The 19310-nt window shown below is 60.4% G+C and carries 21 protein-coding genes; 9 read left to right on the top strand and 12 right to left on the bottom strand.

Going from position 1 to position 19310, the window contains the following annotated elements; all coding sequences use genetic code 11:
- Positions 1-36 precede the first annotated feature (36 nt).
- Together SULPSESMR1_RS11790 and SULPSESMR1_RS11785 are read right to left on the bottom strand one after the other, a co-directional pair.
- The gene (locus SULPSESMR1_RS11790) at positions 37-1755 is read right to left on the bottom strand and encodes a bifunctional sulfate adenylyltransferase/adenylylsulfate kinase (RefSeq protein WP_089421001.1); all 1719 of its coding nucleotides are present in this window, start codon (positions 1753-1755) and stop codon (positions 37-39) included.
- 228 nt (positions 1756-1983) lie between these two features.
- Entirely contained in the window at positions 1984-3648 is a 1665-nt protein-coding gene (locus SULPSESMR1_RS11785) for an adenylate/guanylate cyclase domain-containing protein (RefSeq protein ID WP_089421000.1), read from the bottom strand.
- 132 nt (positions 3649-3780) lie between these two features.
- On the opposite strand from SULPSESMR1_RS11785, the gene SULPSESMR1_RS11780 reads away from it, so the two are divergent.
- Positions 3781-5688 carry a GSCFA domain-containing protein gene (locus tag SULPSESMR1_RS11780; protein ID WP_089420999.1) on the top strand — a complete coding sequence of 636 codons (1908 nt, stop codon included), beginning with the start codon at positions 3781-3783 and terminating at the stop codon, positions 5686-5688.
- On the opposite strand, the gene trxB is transcribed toward SULPSESMR1_RS11780, so the two are convergent.
- The gene (gene trxB / locus SULPSESMR1_RS11775) at positions 5658-6665 is read right to left on the bottom strand and encodes a thioredoxin-disulfide reductase (protein WP_089420998.1); all 1008 of its coding nucleotides are present in this window, start codon (positions 6663-6665) and stop codon (positions 5658-5660) included. The two genes, SULPSESMR1_RS11780 and trxB, sit on opposite strands and share 31 nt — an antisense overlap.
- 253 nt (positions 6666-6918) lie before the next feature.
- On the opposite strand from trxB, the gene SULPSESMR1_RS11770 reads away from it, so the two are divergent.
- On the top strand, positions 6919-7419 hold the full coding sequence (locus SULPSESMR1_RS11770) for an Lrp/AsnC family transcriptional regulator (RefSeq protein ID WP_089420997.1): 501 nt from the start codon (positions 6919-6921) through the stop codon (positions 7417-7419).
- 39 nt (positions 7420-7458) lie between these two features.
- Here the strand turns inward: SULPSESMR1_RS11770 and SULPSESMR1_RS11765 are convergent, their stop codons facing one another.
- The 5 genes from SULPSESMR1_RS11765 to lgt all read right to left on the bottom strand — a co-directional run bounded on the left by SULPSESMR1_RS11765 (position 7459) and on the right by lgt (position 11487).
- The gene (locus SULPSESMR1_RS11765; protein ID WP_089420996.1) at positions 7459-8211 is read right to left on the bottom strand and encodes a Hint domain-containing protein; all 753 of its coding nucleotides are present in this window, start codon (positions 8209-8211) and stop codon (positions 7459-7461) included.
- A 263-nt stretch (positions 8212-8474) separates the two neighbouring features.
- Positions 8475-8615 (bottom strand): hypothetical protein, encoded by a 141-nt coding sequence (locus SULPSESMR1_RS25240; protein WP_198362791.1) that lies wholly within the window; start codon positions 8613-8615, stop codon positions 8475-8477.
- Between the two features lie 171 nt (positions 8616-8786).
- Positions 8787-9542, bottom strand: coding sequence for a peptidoglycan editing factor PgeF (gene pgeF / locus SULPSESMR1_RS11760; protein ID WP_089420995.1), 756 nt, complete (start codon positions 9540-9542; stop codon positions 8787-8789).
- A complete protein-coding gene (locus SULPSESMR1_RS11755) occupies positions 9539-10597 on the bottom strand; it encodes a class I SAM-dependent methyltransferase (RefSeq protein WP_089420994.1) in 1059 nt (352 codons plus the stop codon). Before SULPSESMR1_RS11755 ends, pgeF begins: the two co-directional genes overlap by 4 nt.
- Positions 10594-11487: a prolipoprotein diacylglyceryl transferase gene (gene lgt, locus SULPSESMR1_RS11750; RefSeq protein WP_089422296.1), complete on the bottom strand. Its 894-nt coding sequence runs from the start codon at positions 11485-11487 to the stop codon at positions 10594-10596. The genes SULPSESMR1_RS11755 and lgt overlap by 4 nt, the downstream gene beginning before the upstream one ends.
- Positions 11488-11583: 96 nt before the next feature.
- Between lgt and SULPSESMR1_RS11745 the strand changes: the two genes are divergently transcribed.
- From SULPSESMR1_RS11745 to SULPSESMR1_RS11725, 5 genes are all read left to right on the top strand, one after another.
- Positions 11584-11823: an accessory factor UbiK family protein gene (locus SULPSESMR1_RS11745; protein ID WP_089420993.1), complete on the top strand. Its 240-nt coding sequence runs from the start codon at positions 11584-11586 to the stop codon at positions 11821-11823.
- A gap of 352 nt (positions 11824-12175) precedes the next feature.
- On the top strand, positions 12176-12676 hold the full coding sequence (locus SULPSESMR1_RS11740) for a YbjN domain-containing protein (protein WP_089420992.1): 501 nt from the start codon (positions 12176-12178) through the stop codon (positions 12674-12676).
- Between the two features lie 37 nt (positions 12677-12713).
- A complete protein-coding gene (proC, locus tag SULPSESMR1_RS11735) occupies positions 12714-13526 on the top strand; it encodes a pyrroline-5-carboxylate reductase (protein WP_089420991.1) in 813 nt (270 codons plus the stop codon).
- Entirely contained in the window at positions 13519-13860 is a 342-nt protein-coding gene (locus SULPSESMR1_RS11730; protein ID WP_089420990.1) for a tRNA-binding protein, read from the top strand. Before proC ends, SULPSESMR1_RS11730 begins: the two co-directional genes overlap by 8 nt.
- Positions 13857-14816 (top strand): 2-hydroxyacid dehydrogenase, encoded by a 960-nt coding sequence (locus SULPSESMR1_RS11725; RefSeq protein WP_240311467.1) that lies wholly within the window; start codon positions 13857-13859, stop codon positions 14814-14816. The genes SULPSESMR1_RS11730 and SULPSESMR1_RS11725 overlap by 4 nt, the downstream gene beginning before the upstream one ends.
- Here the strand turns inward: SULPSESMR1_RS11725 and SULPSESMR1_RS11720 are convergent.
- Complete coding sequence (locus tag SULPSESMR1_RS11720) at positions 14813-15397, bottom strand: thymidine kinase (RefSeq protein WP_089420988.1); 585 nt, start codon at positions 15395-15397, stop codon at positions 14813-14815. The two genes, SULPSESMR1_RS11725 and SULPSESMR1_RS11720, sit on opposite strands and share 4 nt — an antisense overlap.
- A gap of 355 nt (positions 15398-15752) precedes the next feature.
- Here SULPSESMR1_RS11720 and SULPSESMR1_RS11715 point away from each other — a divergent pair, with 355 nt between their 5' ends.
- Complete coding sequence (locus SULPSESMR1_RS11715) at positions 15753-16211, top strand: hypothetical protein (protein ID WP_089420987.1); 459 nt, start codon at positions 15753-15755, stop codon at positions 16209-16211.
- A complete protein-coding gene (gene arsH, locus SULPSESMR1_RS11710; protein ID WP_275888374.1) occupies positions 16204-16911 on the top strand; it encodes an arsenical resistance protein ArsH in 708 nt (235 codons plus the stop codon). Before SULPSESMR1_RS11715 ends, arsH begins: the two co-directional genes overlap by 8 nt.
- Before the next feature lie 110 nt (positions 16912-17021).
- Here arsH and SULPSESMR1_RS11705 read toward each other — a convergent pair whose 3' ends face one another.
- The 3 genes from SULPSESMR1_RS11705 to comD form a co-directional block, all read right to left on the bottom strand.
- A complete protein-coding gene (locus SULPSESMR1_RS11705) occupies positions 17022-18146 on the bottom strand; it encodes a beta-ketoacyl-ACP synthase III (RefSeq protein WP_089420985.1) in 1125 nt (374 codons plus the stop codon).
- Positions 18147-18242: 96 nt separating this feature from the next.
- On the bottom strand, positions 18243-18797 hold the full coding sequence (comE, locus tag SULPSESMR1_RS11700; protein ID WP_089420984.1) for a sulfopyruvate decarboxylase subunit beta: 555 nt from the start codon (positions 18795-18797) through the stop codon (positions 18243-18245).
- Entirely contained in the window at positions 18797-19294 is a 498-nt protein-coding gene (comD, locus tag SULPSESMR1_RS11695) for a sulfopyruvate decarboxylase subunit alpha (protein WP_089420983.1), read from the bottom strand. The genes comE and comD overlap by 1 nt, the downstream gene beginning before the upstream one ends.
- Positions 19295-19310 lie beyond the last annotated feature (16 nt).

Below are 19310 nucleotides of genomic sequence, written 5' to 3'. Positions count from 1 at the left end.
GCGGGGCCTTATCGTTTTCGTCAGATCATCTGCGCCTTATTCGGCAGCGATCAGACCCATGCTTTCCAGTTTCAGCAGAACCTGATGGGCACAGTTGTCCACCTCGATATTCTCGGTTTGCAGGCGGATTTCCGGGTCTTCCGGAACATCATAGGGGTCGGAAATGCCGGTGAATTCCTTGATCTTGCCTTCGCGTGCCAGTTTATACAGACCCTTGCGGTCGCGGCGTTCGCATTCTTCGATCGAGGTAGCGACGTGCACTTCGACAAAAGCACCAAAAGATTCGATGTCTTCGCGCACGGCACGACGGGTTGTGGCATAGGGCGCGATGGGCGCACAAATGGCGATGCCGCCGTTCTTGGTGATTTCCGACGCCACATAGCCGATGCGACGGATGTTCAGGTCGCGGTGCTCTTTCGAAAAGCCCAGTTCGGAGCTGAGGTTCTTGCGTACCAGATCGCCGTCCAGCAATGTTACGGGACGGCCACCCATTTCCATCAGCTTAACCATCAGGGCGTTGGCGATGGTGGATTTGCCCGAACCGGAGAAGCCGGTGAAGAACACGGTAAACCCCTGCTTGGAGCGCGGGGGCTTGGTGCGGCGCAATTCCTTGACCACTTCGGGGAAGGAGAACCACTCGGGGATTTCCAGACCTTCGGCCAGACGACGGCGCAGTTCGGTGCCCGAGATGTTCAGGATGGTGATGTTATCCTTGTCTTCGATCTCGTCGATGGCCTCGTATTGGGCGCGTTCCTGCACCCAGACCATGTGTTTGAAATCGACCATTTCGATGCCCATTTCCTCTTGATGCTCGCGGAACAAGTCCTGAGCGTCGTAGGGGCCATAGAAATCTTCACCCTTGGAATTTGTACCGGGGCCCGCGTGGTCGCGACCGACGATAAAGTGGGTGCAGCCGTGGTTTTTGCGGATCAGACCGTGCCACACGGCCTCGCGCGGGCCTGCCATACGCATGGCAAGGTTCAGTAACGACATTGAGGTGGTGGCCGATGGATATTTGTCCAGCACAGCCTCGTAGCAGCGCACGCGGGTAAAGTGATCGACGTCACCCGGTTTGGTCAACCCGACGACGGGGTGGATCAGCAGGTTGGCTTGTGCTTCGCGCGCGGCGCGGAACGTCAGTTCCTGATGGGCGCGGTGCAGCGGGTTGCGGGTTTGGAACGCCACCACTTTGCGCCAGCCCATCTTGCGGAAATAGCTGCGCAATTCGTTGGGCGTGTCGCGGCGGGCGCGGAAATCGTAGTGAACGGGCTGCTGTATGCCGGTGATCGGACCGCCCAGATAGATCTTGCCCGCCTGATTGTGCAGGTAGTTCACTGCCGGATGTTTGTCGTCGTCGGCGCCAAAGACTTTTTTCGCCTCGTTCGCCTTGTTCGGCTCCCAGCGGTCGGTGACAGTCATGGTTGCCAGGATCACGCCTTCCTGATCGCGCAGGGCAATGTCCTGTCCGATTTCCAGCTTTTCGGCAAAGCCTTCGCTGACATCAAGCGTGATGGGCATTGGCCACAGGCTGCCATCGGCAAGGCGCATGTTTTCCACAACGCCGTTGTAATCTGCCTCGGACAAAAAGCCTTTGAGCGGGTTGAACCCGCCGTTCATCAGCAGTTCCAAATCGCAAATCTGGCGTGGGGTCAGGTCGTGGCTGATCAGATCGGCCGCTTCGAGTTTGAGCTTTTGGGCTGAATCGTAAGAAACAAAAAGTTCGGGAATAGGGGCGAGGTTATTTGGCATCGACATGAAGATTACTTTCGTTCAACGGGTGGCGGTACCCAGCGGGCAACTCTTGACGCGCAATAACGGGCTGGGCGAAGGGCGTCCAGATGCACTGCTTGCACTACGCCCCATATGACGCAACTTCGGCACAAATTCCCCATTCGCATGGCAATTTTGGGTCATTTTGCCCGATTTTAGGCTGTTTCGCGGGCTGTCGTTTAGCGGGTTTGTGCCGGTAACCGACCCGAACCGTCACAACTGTGGCATTTGGGGCGCATCAGCGGCTTTGGGCACCGGCAAAGCGTCGATTTCCGTCGAAACACCGCGCAGCGTCAGCGACACCAAGCCCTCGGGGCGTGCAAGACCTGCCGCATCTAGAACAGCGGTGCTGATCAGCAATTCGACTTTCATGGGTTTGGTTTGCGCCTCAAGACGGCTGGCGGCATTGACCGCATCACCAATCAGCGTGCGCGGGGCGTGTCCGGCGGCGCCGATTTCACCCAGCACGACATTGCCCAGATGCAGGCCAATTCCGATGCCCACAGGCGGCGCGCCTTCGGTTTCCAGCCCTGCGTTGAACGCATCCAGCGCCCGCCCGATTCCGGCAGCCGCGGTCAGGCCCGCCTGTGCCGACGAGGCCGTATCAGGTGTCTCGAACAGCGCCAGAAAGCCGTCGCCCAGATATTTGTCGATCTTGCCGCCCGCCGCAGTCACCGCAGGCACCACCGCATCAAAGAACCGGTTGAGCAAAAACACCACGTCATAGGGCAGTTGCCCCGCCGTGCGCGCGGTGAAGCCGCGCATATCCAGAAACAGGATGGCCAGCGGACGTTCCTGCCCCTGACTGGCGGCTCCGCGCGCGGTCATAGCGCCACTGGCGAAAACCCGGCGTACTGTCATTGGCTGCTCTGGCCTGATTTGACAGGCCAGCCGTGCGCCGGGCGGGGCACCCACAGCGTTCAGGCTGCGCGCTTCGGCGTCCGATGGGGGCGGCAGGTGTTCGGCGCCTGCCTCGACCATCACGCGGCATGTGGTGCAGCGGCCCTTGCCTCCGCACAGGGATGTGTGCGGCACGTTCGCCCCGCGCGACATTTCCAGCAACGTTTGGCCGCGTGGTGCGGTGATCGTGGGCCCGTCGGCATAGGTGATGCGCACGCTGGTGCGGCGTGCGTTCAGGCGTAATGCAAAGTGGAATGTCAGGGCAAGGCCGAGCACCACGACAAACCCCCAATAAAGTGCGGTGTCGATCTGGATCAGGCCTTGGAATTCGCGCGGACCGGGGAAATTATAGGCATCCAACATATCCAGACGCGTGTCTTCGTCCAAGGCGGCGTCGTGCAAACGACGGCTTTCGGCCACGAAACCGGCCAGCGCAAAGGCAGGCACGAACACGGCCAGCCCCGTCAACAGGTGCGTGTTGCGCCGCCACCACGCCCGCCCGCGCAACCACAAATGCAAGCCGATGCAGCCATGAATCCATACAATCAGCAACAGCACGGTCTGGGACAGCGCCGATACGGTGCCCCAGATCAGAAACATCAGGTATCCCATCTGGTCATCCACTGCATAGACCTCGTGGGCGACGCGCGTGTATGTGATATGCCTCAGCAGCAGCAGGGGAATGGCAAAACCAAAGGCGTATTGCACGGCTTCGGCGCGGGGCATCCGCAAGCTGCGGCGTTCGATCAGACGCGCCATCGCAAAACCCGCGTGCACTGCAAGGGCTGCATAGAGCAGAACTTCGCCCACCGCATTTCGGGTCACGATCTGGCGCAGATCCTGCCCCTTCTCCAGCCACTCGGACGAGAATAGGCCAAGCCCGATATTCAGGAAATGCAGCAAGGCATAGAACATAAGTGCCAGCCCACTGACAATGCGGGCGCGGGTCGCCCAGTTGCCGCGCCAGAGTTCTGACATCCACTGCTCCTTGATTTTGGGCAGAATGGCCTGCTGGCACGGGCGGCGTCAACGGGCCTATGGCACAGTTGCCTGCTCGACAGGTGACAGGGCCTGTGCGAAAAGCGGACCAACGCGACAGGTGGAGCCCGGATGACCAATCCCTATGACAAGACTGCGCCGCGTGGCTTCTGGAAAACCGGCGTCGAAGCCGGTGATCCGGATGCACTCTACGATATTCACACGCCCAAATGGCCGATCCGGCGTGATATGCGCGTGGCCACGGCGGGCAGTTGCTTTGCCCGCAATTTGGCGGGGTTTCTGGTGCAAAACGGGTTTAATGTGATCGACGCTGAACCAGCGCCCGACGGCCTGACACCACAAGAGGCCGAGCAGGGCGGGTATGGCCAGTTCTCGGCCCGCTACGGCAACATCTACACCGCACCACAACTGGCGCAGTTGTTGCGCGAAGTGCTAGGGGGCAAACCGTCCAAAGGGATCATCTGGAAGCGTGGCGGCCGCGTGATCGATGCCCTGCGCCCGCGCGTTCCCGCACAGGGATTTGACACGGCGGCCGAGACGCTGGAGGCGCGGACACAGCATCTGGCAGCAGTGCGCGAGATGATCGAGGGGCTTGACCTGTTTGTCTTTACGCTGGGTCTGACCGAGGCTTGGGAGCACCGGCAACTCGGCACGGTCTATCCCGCCCCGCCCGGTGCCGTGGGAGGTGCGTTTGATTCCCAAACATTTGCCCTTCGCAATTTCGGCTTTGCCGACACGATGGCAGCGCTGGAAGACAGCTTTGGCCTTATCCGCGACATCCGTGGTGGGCGGGCGTTTCGCGTTTTGCTGACGGTTTCGCCGGTGCCGCCGAGCGCAACCGCGACCGACGGGCACGTGCTGCCCGCGACGGTCTATTCCAAATCGGTGCTGCGCGCCGTGGCGGGCGAATGTGCCGCGCGGCACGATTTTGTCGACTACTTTCCATCCTATGAGATCATAACCAACCCCGCTGCCCGCTCGCGCTACTATGATGCTAACCTGCGCACTGTCACCCAAGAGGGCGTGCGGGCCGTAATGGGCGTGTTCTTTCACCATCACGGGGCGGGGGACGCTGGCGACAAGCACTTGACCCATGCCGACAACGCATTGGCTGGCGACAACCGTAAAAAGGCGCTGCTAGAAGGTTTTGCGCCCGACGTTCCGCCTCGGTCAGCGCCAGCTGCGCCGCGTCTGAACATGGGGGCGACGCTGCAAGATCCCATCCTTTTTGCCGGAAACAGCCATCTGGGCAGCTTTAAGGATGCGGTGATGGCCGCAGCCCCCGATCTGGACCCGGCGGGGCATTGGTTTGTGCCGATCAACTGGACCACGGCCATTCAGGGCGGCGGGCGCTGGCCGCGTTTGCGGCGACGCAGCACCTATGAACAAATCGTGTTCCGCCCCGAATATCGCAACCGGATGCAGGATATCGACCTGTCCATGCACCGTGGGCGGGTGACCTTGTGTCTGGTGGGGTGCAATTTCATCGGTGATCAGGTGTTGCGCGCCCATGGTGATCTGGCTACGGGCCAGCCGGGCCTGCGTGGTGGCAATAAGGCAATGCCGCAACTGCCGCTGGTGGCCCGCGATGATGCTACGCTTGAGGATTTTTATCGCGGCGCGTTGCAGCCCAAAGTGGCCTGGGCATTGCAGATATTAATGGATCCGATGTTCAAGCGAGCGTTCTGGGTGGCCTCGCCCGATCTGCCGGAACATGCCGCACGGGTGCGTCTGGGCGATGCTTTTGTCGACAGCGGCAGCTACCGCCATCATCAGGCGGCGGCGCTGCGTGCGACATTGTCGATGATGCCCGAACAAGACGACCGCCTGCGCCTGATCCAGCACGATCCGGCCCAGCGCACCGAAAGCGGATTTATCCGCGAGGCATACGCAGCGCACCCGGCCACAATGGACATCCACGCAAGTGCCGCGTTCTACCGTGGCGCATTGGATCAGATGTTCGGTGAGACCGGGGGCACAGCCCGCGATCAGGCGCGTTCTTTGACTTCCGTGCCATAGCCCAGCGGCAGGGAGGTGTCTTTTTCCACGTCGGTATCGGTGTTTTCTGCCAGCCAGCGTTCGGCCTCGAGGGCGGCCATGCAGCCCATACCCGCCGAGGTGACGGCCTGACGGTATTTGTGGTCGGTCAGGTCACCGGCAGCAAAAACACCCGGAACAGAGGTTTCGGTGCTGTCGGATTTGGTCACGACATAGCCGCCCATGTGGGTTTCCAGCACGTCCTTGACCAGTTCGTTCGACGGAGCGTGACCGATCGCGACAAAAACGCCTTTGGCGGGGATGTCGGTGATTTCGCCTGTGTTCACGTTCTTGACCTTTACGCCCTCGACGCCCAGCGGGCTGTCGGTGCCATAGACCTCTTCCAACTGGTGGAACCACAGGGTCTCGATCTTGGGGTTTTTCAACAGGCGGTCTTGCAGGATCATTTCTGCGCGCAATTCGTCGCGGCGGTGGATCAGCGTGACCTTGGAGGCGAAGTTGGTCAGGAACAGCGCCTCTTCCACGGCGGTGTTACCACCACCGATCACCACGATTTCCTGCCCGCGGTAAAAGAAGCCGTCGCAGGTGGCGCAGGCCGAAACACCGAAACCTTTGAATTTCTCTTCCGATGCCATGCCCAGCCATTTGGCGCGCGCACCCGTGGCAAGAATAATCGCATCCGCTATATAGACCGTGCCGCTGTCGGATTGCGCCACGAACGGGCGTTTCGAAAAGTCGACCGACGAGATGATGTCGCCGATGACTTCGCAGCCCATCGCCTTAGCATGTGCTTCCATACGGACCATCAGGTCGGGGCCTTGCACTTCGGTGTCGCCGGGCCAGTTTTCGACCTCGGTTGTGGTGGTCAATTGACCGCCCGGTTCGATCCCCTGAACAAGGATCGGCTCCAGCATGGCGCGGCTGGCATAGATGCCTGCGGTATAGCCCGCAGGGCCCGATCCGATGATCAGAACCTTGGTTTTGCGTGTCTCGCCCATGATGATCCCCTTAGGTCGGTCTGTCGGCGTCCGGTGTTGATGCCGGCGCGGTGTGGAACGTGGTGCTACGTCTTTTTTGGCTTCTTGGATATAGTCATCTGCGCTTTGTGATTGAACCCCGCAATTGCATGACCGATATGCAGCGCTAACAGGCACTTTTTATCCACGTGGCTGCAAGATTCTTGCGGCTGAGTGAAACAATATTGCGCACAACGCGGTCGGTGTTATAACAACCGCAAAATCCGGGGGCAAAATGGCGAATACGCGGCTTGATCCAATTGATCGCAAGATTCTCGCAGAACTGCAGGCAGATGGACGCATGACCAACGTCGAGTTGGCAAAGCGGGTGGGCATTTCCGCACCGCCTTGTCTGCGTCGTGTGCGCACACTGGAAGAGGCCGGGTACATCCGTGGGTTTCACGCGGATGTAGATGCACATGTTCTGGGCTTTGAGGTGCAGGTGTTTGCGATGGTCGGTCTGGCCAGTCAGGCCGAAAGCGACCTGAGCGCCTTTGAAGACCGGTGTCGTGCGTGGCCTTTGGTGCGCGAGTGCCACATGCTGAACGGCGAAGTGGATTTTATCCTGAAATGTGTGGCCCCCGATCTGTCGGGGTTCCAGAGCTTTCTGACCGGCCAGTTGCTGACAACGCCCAATGTGGCCAGCGTCAAGACGTCGCTGGTGATCCGTCAGGCCAAGGATGAGGCCGGCGTGCCCTTTGATGTTCTGGAAGACCGGTTGAGCAGAACCGCCTGATGGCTGCGACCCGCGCGGTTTGCGCGGGCCGGATTTCTGTCAGGCCGCATTCTCGGCATGGTCGGGCGCGCGCGGATGCGCCAGCGGGCCGAAATCTGTCACATGCGAAATGCGCGGGAACAACGCAAGGAACATGTCGCGCATGGCCGGGCTGACGGCGCGGGTGGCTTGGGTTCCGGGATGAAAGGTTTCCATCTGCATACCGCCCGCATAGATCGCGGCATGGCGGGTCAGGCAGATGTGGAATAGCCGCACCGATGTGGGCGGCGTCACTTCGATTACATTTACACCATCCACAAAATCCCGCGCCGGTGTCAGCATTTGTGCGCCAGACGCCAGCGTTCCGCGCATATTGTGCGGCGTTTGCAGCAGGCGGGCGGCGGGACCGACTGTCAGGAAACTTTCGGGGCGCGCAGGGCCAAAGCTGTCAGCCATGATGCGGATCAACGGCGTGCGGCGCCCAGTGTCGGCAGGCACAAAATTGGTGGACCCGATCCACACAACCTGTTCCGCATCACCGTTCGAGGTGCGCAACCAGTCACCGGGTTGCAGGTCTTCGATGGCGACGGGACCATTGCGCCCTTCCAGTACCGTGCCGCGGGCAAAGGCGGAAAATGCGGATTCGATCAGTGGCAGGGCTGGTGCCTTGGTCTGGCTGACCATACGGCTGCCATCCGCACGCAGGGCGGCGATTTCGTAAGTGCGCGTGGCTGGCAGGCTGACACCGCGAGAGATCGGGGCGGCATAGGACGGGCGGCGCGGTTGCCCTGTCAGGGCGATGGTGCTGGTCATGCGATTAACCTTAATCTGGTTGGTCACATCTGATGCCGGCCCCCACCGACGACGACAGATGAACTGAGGTTCACGTGTCTGATGTGACTTTAATCGCTGAACATTAGCTTAACTGTCAAAATTTTGGAGACTTTTAAGCCCCAAAACGGATCAATCCGCCCCGAAAAGGACGGATTGTTTGATGCGGTAGATATCTGTCGCCACATTTGCCCTAATTTCGGCCAATTGTAGCGCGGGCAGTGATTCGACCCGTTTGGGCCGGATCAGGCCGCTTTGCGGTCCAGATCGGCTTTGCGCTTGGCGATGAAAGCGGCGCGGCGTGCGCCCCGGGCCCAAGGCATCACCGTCTTGTCATCAGCGGCTGTTGCGACCACGGATTTGATGAAGCGTGTGTTGGTTTTCATGTCGGTGCCCTTTGCTCTGTCATCTCTGCGGCGTTGGTGCCGCTGTTGAGAGCTTTTTTGACAGCGATTTCAGGCGCGGTTGGGACCAGTTTCGGTCAATTCAAAGAAAGATTGAGGCGAAATTGGAACAATTAAGGCCGTCGTGCCGCAATTGTCTCCTGTTTTTAACGCTCACAGCCGGATCGCGGCGAGCATGCGGCCATAATCGGCAGCCCGTTCATGGACCGACCGGCGGTACGAGAAAAACTGCACCGGATCGGAATAGGTGCAATGGCGCGTCCACTCAGCCGACGCCACACCACGGCTGCGCAAACGGTGCAGGCCATATCCAGGCAGATCGTACATCATCTTGTCGCCCGTTCCGTTGGCGAAATAGCGGGCGCTGGCGTCGTCCTCGGCCAGATGGGTTTCAAAAAACTCTGGTCCCACCTCATAGGCGCGCTGGCTGATTGACGGGCCGATCACCACGTGGATGTTGTCCGCTTTGGCGCCCAAGGCCTCCATCGCGTCCACCGTCGCCTCAAGCACACCGTCCAGCGTGCCGCGCCAGCCTGCGTGGGCGGCACCGATCACCTTTGCCTTGTGGTCGGCAAACAGTACCGGCTGGCAATCGGCCGACAGAACCGACAGGGCCAGCCCCGGCGTGGCGGTGACCATTGCGTCAGCTTTGGGTTTGTTGGCCATCGGGCCGGTGACGGGGATCGCCGTGGCCGAGTGTACCTGATGCACGCCCAGCAGGTGCTCTGGGGGCACATCCAATCTGTCTGCAACGCGGGCGCGGTTGATCGCGACGATCTCGCTTTGGTCGGTGCTTCCGCTGCCGCAATTCAACCCTGCGAACACGCCTGACGAGGCCCCGCCCGCACGGGTGAAGAACCCGTGGCGCAGCGGGTCCAATGTGTCATGTGTCAGCAGCTTGAGCGTCATGGTTCCAGACCCGGTGGTGGCGTGGCCCCTTCGGGATAGAGACCCAGCACTTTGAACAGGTTTCCCATTTCTGCGGGATGCGTCAACCGGCGATGTGCGGCGATGTGCGCCTCTAGCGGAGCATCGCGCAGGGTTTGCGCCAAAGTTTGGGCACGTTGGGTGATGCCCAGACGTTCCAGAAACACACCCTGCGGGGTGATGCGGGTGAAAGGGCAGCGCGCGGCTTGGGTCAGCACCTCGAAGTCCACATGGGTTGTCAAATCGGCGGTGCCGGGGGCCGCCAGCGGGTCAGTGGCCGCGTGGTCCTTGATCGCCTGCAAAGTATCACCCAACGAGCGCCAGTCACCATAGTCGATGATCAGCGCCGCTCCGCCATGATCGCGGATGCGGGTGCTGATGGTGTCAATGATGGGGGGGGCTGTGGGGCAAACCTCGACGATGTCATCTTGGCGTGTGTCTTCTAGCCGGTGCGCCAGCGCGGGTTGCAGGGTGGCTGGGCCCAGCCCCATCTGAAGCCGGTCGCCGTCGATCCCGACCATTCGTTCGCGCCAGCGGTCGCCGTCGCGCTGGTATTGGTGAACTGGCAGCGCATCGAAGAATTCGTTGGCGACCAGAAACAGCGGTTGCTCGGACAGGTCGTGTATATTGTCCTGCCATTGCGGCGTATGGCCTTGCAATGTGCGGGCCTGGATGTCGCACAGGGCGGGAGACACCTCGACCAGAGTGATCCGCATGGCATTATGAAACCCAGTTACACGGGCTGTGGCACGCAGGATATCGGCCATCAACGTTCCGCGTCCGGGGCCAAGTTCCGCCAGCGTAAACGCAGCAGGCGCGCCTTGATCCAGCCAGCTTTGCGCCAGCGAAAGGCCGATCAGTTCGCCGAACATCTGGCTGATTTCGGGGGCGGTGGTGAAATCGCCCGCAGTGCCCAGCGGATCGCGGGTGGTATAATAGCCGTGGACCGGATGCAGCAGCGCCTCGAACATGTAATCAGCCACGGTGATCGGACCTGTGGCCGCGATCCGGTCGGTCAGTATCCGCAGCAGCGTCATGGGGCTGGGGTGATCCTGCGGGCGCGGACAATCAGCCACAGCCCCAGCGCGATCATCGGCAGCGACAGGATCTGCCCCATCGTCAGCCCCCAGCCGCCCACATGCCACGCCAGCCCCAGCGGGTTGCCTTGGGAAATGAACTGCGCGTCGGGTTGGCGCACGAATTCGACCAGAAACCGCGAGAGACCGTAGCCTGCGAAAAATGTGCCCGCCACCTGTCCGGGACGTTTCAGCGCACCGCGTCGCCACACAAGGATCAGCAAGACCGTCCCGAGAATCAGCCCCTCTAGCAGCGCTTCATAAAGCTGGCTGGGATGGCGTGCGCACAGGTCCGCCACGTCGGGGCAATACTGCGCGGCATCGCCGGGAAAGGCGACGCCCCAGGGCAAGTCGGTGGGGCGGCCCCACAGCTCGGCGTTGATGAAATTGGCGATCCGACCCAGCAACAGACCGGGCGGTACACCCAAAGCGATGGCGTCGGCGGCAGAGGTTTTGGGGATGCCCTGCCGCGAAGTATATACAAATGCCGCCACGATTACGCCCAATAGCCCGCCGTGGAACGACATGCCTCCCTGCCAGATCGCAAGAATTTGCATCGGATTGGCAAAGTAATAGGCCGGCTGGTAAAACAGCACATACCCCAGCCGCCCGCCCAGAATGACCCCGACAATGATCCACGTCAGCAGTTCCTCGATTTGCGCGCGTGTCATCGGGGGCGTATCGTCGCGCCAGAGCGGTGCGCGGTTGATGGCCATCACCACCATGCGCCAGCCTGCAAGGATGCCCACGATATAGGCCAGCGCATACCACCGCAGGGCGATGGTCATGCCAAAAATCGACACCGAAAAGATGTCGGGAGAGATATCGGGGAAGGGGATCAAACCGGTCATGGATGCGACATGCATGTGCCGCGCGGGGGAAGTCAACCTTGCGGGCGCGGGCGCATCACCCCATATAGGTAACAAGCCAGTTATAGGAGTACGCACATGCAAGCGCGTGGCAAGATTTTCGACGATATTTCGCAACTGATGACCAATGCGATGGGCGTGGCGCAGGGTGCCAAAGGCGAAGCCGAAACCGCGATGAAGTCGCTGATGGATCGCTGGCTGGCGGACCGTGATTTTGTCACCCGCGAGGAATTCGACGCGGTGCGCGCAATGGCGCAAAAGGCCCGCGAAGAGAACGAGGCGCTGAAAGCGCGTCTTGATGCGTTGGAAAGCAAATAAACACGTCTTTTTGGGCGTGACGGGCGGGTGCCGCATATGTGGCGGTGCCAAAATTTGTGAGTCATTCGGGAACGTCTGCCTTTTGGGGCAGACGTTTTGCGTTGGGCAGATGGCATAATCTGACAATCAGCACCCGTCAGAACCCCGATTCCAAGCGTCCATTTTGTGCGCCCCAGAGCCTTTTCCACAACTTATTGAACTTATCCCCAAATAAAGGGTTGCCACAGGGCCGCCCCGCCTGCACCATATTTGGTAGAGACACGGGGGATGACCCCCGATACTCAGAGCAGGCACCTAGCGCTTGGGGGCGCGACACGGCCCCGTCGCTAGAGCGAGAAAATGAGGTAGCGACATGGCCCTTTCCGAGCATTACCTGGAAGACGAGATTCACCCCATTGATATAGTCGAGAACATCGCGGCGCATCATGACTGGGATTTCGACCGCATCGCGGACGACCAGATCGCGATGGCCGTCGAAGGCCAGTGGCGGACATATTCCCTGACGCTGGCATGGTCGGGCTATGACGAAACCCTGCGTCTGGTGTGTACCTTTGAAATGGAACCACCCGCCGAAAAGCTGGGTGATCTTTATGCTTTGCTGAACCTGATCAACGACCAATGCTGGGCTGGTGCCTTCACATATTGGGAAGAGCAAAAGCTGATGGTGTACCGCTATGGCTTGGTGCTGGCCGGTGGTCAGGTCGCAGGCCCCGAGCAGGTCGACACCATGATCAGCGCTGCCGTGATGAGCGCCGAGCGCTATTATCCCGCGCTGCAATTGCTGACGTGGGGCGATCGCACACCCAAAGAAGCGTTGGATGTGGCCATTGCAGAGGCCTATGGCCGCGCGTAAACCTTTGCCCTGAACCACATAAGGGGAAGGGCAAACCATGACAAATGATGTGATCGCGCAGCGAGGTCTAGTGCTGCTGGGCTGTGGCAAGATGGGCTCGGCAATGCTGGCAGGCTGGCTGAAACGCGGTCTGCCCGCAGCCTCGGTCTGGGTGCAAGACCCGCAGCCGTCGGACTGGCTGAAAGCCAGCGGCGTGCATATCAATGCCGACCTGCCTGCGCATCCGGCGATTGTTCTGGTGGCCGTCAAGCCGCAGATGATGGGCGACGCGGTGCCCAATATGGCACATATGGGTGGCGGACAGACGACATTTGTCAGTGTCGCGGCTGGCACGCCGATTTCCTATTTCGAAAAGACGCTGGGCGCGGCCACGCCGGTTGTGCGGGCCATGCCGAACACGCCTGCCGCCGTGGGGCGCGGGATCACCGCCATTGTCGCCAATGCTGCGGGGGCCGGATCGCTGGACGTGGCCGAAGACCTGCTGAGCGCAGTGGGGCAGGTGGTGCGGCTGGAAACGGAATCGCAGATCGATGCGGTGACGGGGGTCAGCGGCTCTGGTCCGGCTTATGTCTTTCACATGATCGAAACGATGGCGGCAGGTGGTGTGGCCCAAGGACTCTCGCCGGAACTGGCGATGCAACTGGCCAAGGCGACAGTGGCGGGCGCCGGCGCGCTGGCCGAGGATTCCGACGAAGACCCGACGCAGTTGCGCATCAACGTGACCTCGCCCAATGGCACGACGCAGGCGGCGCTGGAGGTGCTGATGGACCCCGAGACCGGCTTTCCGTCCTTGCTGCCCCGTGCGGTGGCGGCTGCAACACAGCGCGCAAAGGAACTGGCTGATGGCTGACAATCTGGATTTCGACACTTTTCTGAAGGTGGACATTCGCGTCGGCACCGTCGTCCGCGCCGAACCCTTCCCCGAGGCGCGCAAGCCTGCGATCAAGTTGTGGATCGACTTTGGCGGTGACATCGGAGAACGCAAGACCAGCGCACAGATCACCGCGCATTACACGCCCGAGATGCTGGTGGGCAGACAGGTGACGGCGGTGGTGAACTTTCCGCCGCGCCAGATCGGGCCGTTCATGTCCGAGGTGCTGGTGCTGGGCCTGCCCGATGCGACCGGCGAAATCGTTCTTCTGCGCCCCGACCAGGTGGTGCCGAACGGGGGGCGGATGCAGTGAAGACGGTTTTTATCTCTCGGCCCATGCCTGCCGACGTCGAAACCGAGGCGCGTCAGCATTTCGACGTCACCATGCGCGCCAGCAATGCGCCGTTGTCACAGACTGAAATGGTCGAAGCGCTCGAGGGATATGACGCCGTTCTGCCGACGCTGGGCGACAGGTTCAGCGCCGAGGTGTTTGCCAAGGCAACGCCACGCGCGGTGATGCTGGCCAACTTTGGTGTCGGCTATAATCACATCGACGTGGACGCGGCCAAGGCCAAGGGGCTGATCGTCAGCAACACACCCGGTGCTGTCACCGATGCGACAGCCGACACCGCCATGACCTTGATGTTGATGAGCGCCCGCCGCGCAGGCGAAGGCGAACGGATGGTGCGTGCAGGACGGTGGGACGGCTGGCACCCGACGCAAATGCTGGGAATGCACCTGTCGGGTAAGACGGTGGGCATTGTCGGTATGGGCCGGATCGGTCAGGCGATTGCGCGGCGGTGTCATTTCGGCTTTGGAATGAAAGTGGCCTATTTTACCCGCTCGCCCAAGGATCTGGATTTTGACGCAACGCCCTTTGACGATCTGCCAAAGCTGGCCGCAGCGGTGGATGTGCTGGTGCTGGCGGTGCCGGGCGGGGCCGGAACGCGGCATCTGGTCGACGCCGACGTGCTGGCCGCGATGCAGCCCCACGCGCATCTGATCAACATCGCCCGCGGCGATGTGGTGGACGAAGAGGCGCTGATTTCAGCCTTGCAGAACGGGTCCATCGGTGGTGCAGGTCTGGATGTTTATGCGCAGGAACCGGACGTGCCCGCGGCGCTGGTCGCTTTGGAAAACGTGGTGCTGCTGCCGCATCTGGGCACGGCCGCGCTTGAGGTCCGTACGGACATGGGGCTGATGGCGCTGCGCAACCTCAGGGCGGTGCTGATCGACGGGCAGGACGCGCCGAACGCGGTGTGGTTCTAGGCAATGTCGCCCGTCGCCTTGCGCCAGTGGCGGCGACACAGGCTGACGTAAGTCTCGTTGCCGCCGATCTGCACCTGTGCGCCGTCCTTGACCACGTTGCCCTGCGCGTCTTGCCGGACGACCATCGACGCCTTCTTGCCGCAATGGCAGATGGTGCGCACTTCGCGCATTTCGTCCGCCAGTGCCAACAGAGTGGCCGAGCCGGGAAACAGCTTGCCCTGAAAATCCACCCGCAGCCCGTAGCACATGATTGGAACCTTCAGATCATCCACTGCACGTGCCAGTTGCCACACTTGCGCATCGCTTAGAAACTGGGCCTCGTCGATGAAAATACAGGCAATCTGGGCTGTGGCCAGTTGCGTCTGTATCTTGGCAAAGAGGTCTTCGCCGGGGCCGAATGTGTCTGCATCCTGACCAATGCCGATCCGGCTGGCGATACGGCCCTGACCTGCGCGGTTGTCGAATTGCGCGGTCAGCAGGTAGCATTGCATTCCCCGTTCACGATAGTTGTGCGCGGCCTGCAAAAGCACTGTCGATTTGCCTGCGTTCATTGTCGAGTAGTGGAAATAGAGCTTTGCCATAGGCCCAAGAGGTACGCCAAGGCGTTAGGGCAGGCAAGGCAGTCCAAGATAGCCTGTGCCAGTTTATCGCACGCCGTCATGTGCTGAAACAGGCCCGCAGGACAGACGCCTGATACATTGAATTGTAAGGCCCGTTGCGCCGACTGCCGGACAAACCGGCCCGCCATTCCCAGGCGGCGAAAGCACAACGGACTTCACTCTTTCCCGTGTCTGGGGAAACGGGACACTCGGAAAATCCCGAAACTCAGGGGACGATTAAGAAATGACATTTCCACGCCATTGAATTAATGGGAAAAGACAGAACGGTTTCCCCCGGCGTTCGGGGACAAGCCGCACGAAAGCTGATGGGGGACGTATGGCGGGTATTGGCAGCTATTTGAAAAAGCACACCGAAGCTTTAGTCAAGGATGTGGGTATTGAGCCTGCGTGCGCTTTAACGGGAAAATCCAAAGCCACCTTGGGGCGATATTATTCGGACAACCCCGAACATGCCGACCGGTTCATGCCGGTCGACGCGGTGGTGCTTCTTGAAAAAGAGGCGTCATTTCCTTTTGTCACCACTGCGCTGGCAGAATTGCAGGGGGGCAGTCTGTCGTTTGAAGATCGTCGCCAGAACACGCCAATGAAGGGCGGTGTAAATGCGGATGTGATCGCGCTGAGCCAGCGTTTTGCCATGTTGATGAGCGAATACCAGCAGTCCATCGAGGACGGCATCATCACCGTCAACGAAGCCAAACGCCTGCTGCGCGAGACGTCTTTGTTGCAGCGTGTCCTGATCGACATGAAACTGCATCTGGAAGAAGAAAGTGCCTGAAGACACCGGCGCGCTTTTTGTTGGTGAACTGCCCGACATAGATGTGGACGCGCTGGCGTCTGCGGATGATCCGCGCCACCCGCCGCGTATCCTGCTGTTGTACGGATCGTTGCGCGATGTCAGCTATTCGCGGCGCGCGGCCGAAGAATCCGCGCGGGTGCTGCACCATCTGGGTTGTGAAACGCGGATGTTCGACCCTGCAGGGTTGCCGCTGGTGGATGATGCGTCGGAGGATCACCCCAAGGTGATCGAACTGCGTGATCTAGCCGTCTGGGCCGAGGGCATGGTCTGGTCGTCGCCCGAACGTCACGGGGCCATGACCGGGTTGATGAAAACCCAAATTGACTGGCTTCCCCTGTCGATGAAGGGCGGCATCCGCCCCACGCAGGGCAAGACGCTGGCGGTGATGCAGGTCTCGGGTGGGTCGCAGTCGTTCAATGCGGTCAACCAGATGCGTATTCTTGGCCGCTGGATGCGCATGATTACCATTCCCAACCAGTCGTCGATCCCCAAAGCGTGGCTGGAGTTTCACGAAGGGCGTCTACCCGAGGGGCCATTCTATCGCCGGATCGTCGATGTGATGGAAGAGTTGGTAAAATTCACATGGCTGGTGCGCGGGCGGGCCGATTATCTAGTGGACCGGTACTCCGAGCGGGTGGAAACGGTCGAAGCGGTGCACGAGCGGGTGTCAAAGAAGTAACTGTCGGGGCCGGACTGTTTCGATGATGCGAAATGTGCCCACCCTGCCGACCCGCAGTTTTGGGGGCGCTGCCCCCTGACCCCCCGGGATACTTTTGGCCAAAAGAAGCGTTAGCCGTGTTTTTCCAGCAGGACGCTGCCAACCGAGTAGCCCGCACCGAAAGAGCAGATCAGGCCAAAGTCGCCGTCCTTGAGGTCGGCGGAATGTTTGGCAAAGGTGATGATTGACCCCGCAGAGGACGTGTTGGCGTAGTCTTGCAGGATATTGGGTTGTTCCGCGGGTTCGGGCGTGCGGCCCAGAACCTTTTTGCCGATAAAGTCGTTCATGCTTTTGTTGGCCTGATGCAGCCACAGGCGTTTGATGTCGCCCGCGCCAAGGTTTTCATCCGAAATGTGGTTGCTGATATGTTCCGAAACCATCGGGACGACTTCTTTGAACACCTTGCGTCCGTTTTGCATGAACTGCATGTCGCGGCGATCTTTCATGCCATCGGGGCGCGAGCGGCGCAGGAAGCCGTTGTTGTTGCGGATGTTGTTCGAATAGCTGGTGGCGCAGCGGGTGGATTTGACGGCGAAATAGGGGCCTTTGGCGTCTTCTTCACGCTCGAGCAGGGTGGCGGTGGCCACATCGCCAAAGATGAAGTGGCAGTCGCGGTCGCGCCATTCGATATGGGCCGAGCAGATCTCGGGGTTGATAACCAACGCAGAGCGGATCGAACCTGCGCGGATCATGTCGGCGGCGGCCTGAATGCCGAAGGTGGCGGACGAACAGGCCACGTTCATATCAAAGGCAAAGCCCTGAATCCCCAGCAAATCTTGAATTTCGATGGCCACTGCCGGATAGGCCCGTTCAAGGTTCGAGGCGGCACAGATCACCGCGCCTACGTCGGCGGCGGTTTTGCCTGCGTTCTCCAGCGCGATCTTTGCGGCTTTCAGCGCCATTTCGGCCATGATCGACGGTTCGTCATCACTGCGCTGGCGCATCTTGGGGTACATCACGGTCGGGTCCAGAATGCCGTCTTTGACCATCACATAACGCTGTTCGATGCCAGAGGCCTTGAAGATGAATTCCTCGGAAGAGTGTTCCTTGGCTTCGAGCGTGCCTGCGGCGATTTCGGCGGCGTGGTTGGCATTGAACAGATCGGCGTAGGCGTTGAAGGCCGTCACCAGTTCCGCATTTGTGATTGTCTCGGAGGGTGTGAAGACACCTGTGCCTGTGATCGCCGGCGTATACATGATCTGCCCCTTTTTTCAGCGTTCCGTATGAAGACGTGTTAGCGCTGGAAGGTCAAGACGGGGCGGCGGGTCACCGCCCCGATTTTCAGGCCCGCTTCACGATTGGATGGCCGTCATGAAACGGTCGCGGATCACCACGGGATCTTTGGTGATCACCGGCACCTTGATGTTGCCGCTGGCACATTTCGCAACGATCACCGTCATGCGTTCGGCGGCCAGCGCGTCGGTCAGCGCTTGGGCGGTGTCTTTGGCCGTAACCTCGACGACGTTGTCACAACCGCACGCGCGCGCGACCTCGGCAAGCGATGTTTTCTTGCCCGCATAGGTCGGCTGGTCACCCGTCGATCCGTAGCTGCCGTTGTCGATGATCAGCAGGATGTAATTGTCGGCCACGTTGTTGGCGATGGTGGGCAGGGTGCCCAGATTGGTCAGCACCGAGCCATCGCCGTCGATGGCAATGACCTGTTTGGTTTGCGACAGTGCCAGCCCCAGACCGATGGACGACGCCAGCCCCATCGTGCCCAGCATGTAGAAATTGGTGGGTTGGTCGTCGATCATGTGCAGCTCTTGGCTGGGCAGGCCGATGTTACACACCACCAGATGATCACGGGTCACGGGTGCGATGTCGCGCAGGATGTCGGAGCGGTTCATCAGTAGCCCCCCCAGAAGGTTGCGTCGGTCAGGATTGCGACGGGTTTGTTGCACATGAAGGTGTATTTCAGGATCGCGTCCAGTTCATCCGCATCCGACTTTCTGTGAAAGTGGTAGGTGGGTATGTTCAGCTGGGCTAGCAGCGCCTTGGTGTGGACGGCCATTTCGGCCTGACAGGCGACGGGTTCCTTCAGTTCGCCCCGGTAGGAGATCAGCATCGGCAGCGGCATCCGGTAGAATTGCGTCAACGTCACCAATGTGTTGATCGTGACCCCGATGGCGGTGTTCTGCATGATGATCATCGGGCGTTTGCCGCCCATCCACGCACCTGCGCACAGGCCCATGCCTTCGTCTTCCTTGTTGGCGGGGACATGCATGATGTCGGGGTGTGCCTCGACGGCGTCAATCACGCCGCCCAGTTGTTTGCACGGCACGGTGGTGACAAAGGCGATGTCATTGGCCACCAGATCACCGACGATCTGTTCTGATATGCTCATGGGTTTCTTTCTGTTC

This window comes from Pseudosulfitobacter pseudonitzschiae, assembly GCF_002222635.1.
Lineage (GTDB): Bacteria > Pseudomonadota > Alphaproteobacteria > Rhodobacterales > Rhodobacteraceae > Pseudosulfitobacter > Pseudosulfitobacter pseudonitzschiae_A.
The sequence above is the reverse complement of the archived record's forward strand: the minus strand, read 5'-3'. Positions and strand labels throughout refer to the sequence as shown.

Bases quoted from the DNA above. Each gene is read 5' to 3' on its own strand.
- trxB (WP_089420998.1), bottom strand. From the start codon at position 6,665: ATGGGCGAGACACGCAAAACCAAGGTTCTGATCATCGGATCGGGCCCT.
- SULPSESMR1_RS11755 (WP_089420994.1), bottom strand. From the start codon at position 10,597: ATGACGCTGCTGCGGATACTGACCGACCGGATCGCGGCCACAGGTCCG.
- SULPSESMR1_RS11780 (WP_089420999.1), top strand. From the start codon at position 3,781: ATGACCAATCCCTATGACAAGACTGCGCCGCGTGGCTTCTGGAAAACC.
- lgt (WP_089422296.1), bottom strand. From the start codon at position 11,487: ATGACCGGTTTGATCCCCTTCCCCGATATCTCTCCCGACATCTTTTCG.
- SULPSESMR1_RS11745 (WP_089420993.1), top strand. From the start codon at position 11,584: ATGCAAGCGCGTGGCAAGATTTTCGACGATATTTCGCAACTGATGACC.
- SULPSESMR1_RS25240 (WP_198362791.1), bottom strand. From the start codon at position 8,615: ATGAAAACCAACACACGCTTCATCAAATCCGTGGTCGCAACAGCCGCT.
- SULPSESMR1_RS11785 (WP_089421000.1), bottom strand. From the start codon at position 3,648: ATGTCAGAACTCTGGCGCGGCAACTGGGCGACCCGCGCCCGCATTGTC.
- SULPSESMR1_RS11715 (WP_089420987.1), top strand. From the start codon at position 15,753: ATGGCGGGTATTGGCAGCTATTTGAAAAAGCACACCGAAGCTTTAGTC.
- SULPSESMR1_RS11730 (WP_089420990.1), top strand. From the start codon at position 13,519: ATGGCTGACAATCTGGATTTCGACACTTTTCTGAAGGTGGACATTCGC.
- SULPSESMR1_RS11790 (WP_089421001.1), bottom strand. From the start codon at position 1,755: ATGTCGATGCCAAATAACCTCGCCCCTATTCCCGAACTTTTTGTTTCT.
- proC (WP_089420991.1), top strand. From the start codon at position 12,714: ATGACAAATGATGTGATCGCGCAGCGAGGTCTAGTGCTGCTGGGCTGT.
- comD (WP_089420983.1), bottom strand. From the start codon at position 19,294: ATGAGCATATCAGAACAGATCGTCGGTGATCTGGTGGCCAATGACATC.
- SULPSESMR1_RS11705 (WP_089420985.1), bottom strand. From the start codon at position 18,146: ATGTATACGCCGGCGATCACAGGCACAGGTGTCTTCACACCCTCCGAG.
- pgeF (WP_089420995.1), bottom strand. From the start codon at position 9,542: ATGACGCTCAAGCTGCTGACACATGACACATTGGACCCGCTGCGCCAC.
- SULPSESMR1_RS11770 (WP_089420997.1), top strand. From the start codon at position 6,919: ATGGCGAATACGCGGCTTGATCCAATTGATCGCAAGATTCTCGCAGAA.
- SULPSESMR1_RS11740 (WP_089420992.1), top strand. From the start codon at position 12,176: ATGGCCCTTTCCGAGCATTACCTGGAAGACGAGATTCACCCCATTGAT.
- comE (WP_089420984.1), bottom strand. From the start codon at position 18,797: ATGAACCGCTCCGACATCCTGCGCGACATCGCACCCGTGACCCGTGAT.
- SULPSESMR1_RS11720 (WP_089420988.1), bottom strand. From the start codon at position 15,397: ATGGCAAAGCTCTATTTCCACTACTCGACAATGAACGCAGGCAAATCG.
- SULPSESMR1_RS11765 (WP_089420996.1), bottom strand. From the start codon at position 8,211: ATGACCAGCACCATCGCCCTGACAGGGCAACCGCGCCGCCCGTCCTAT.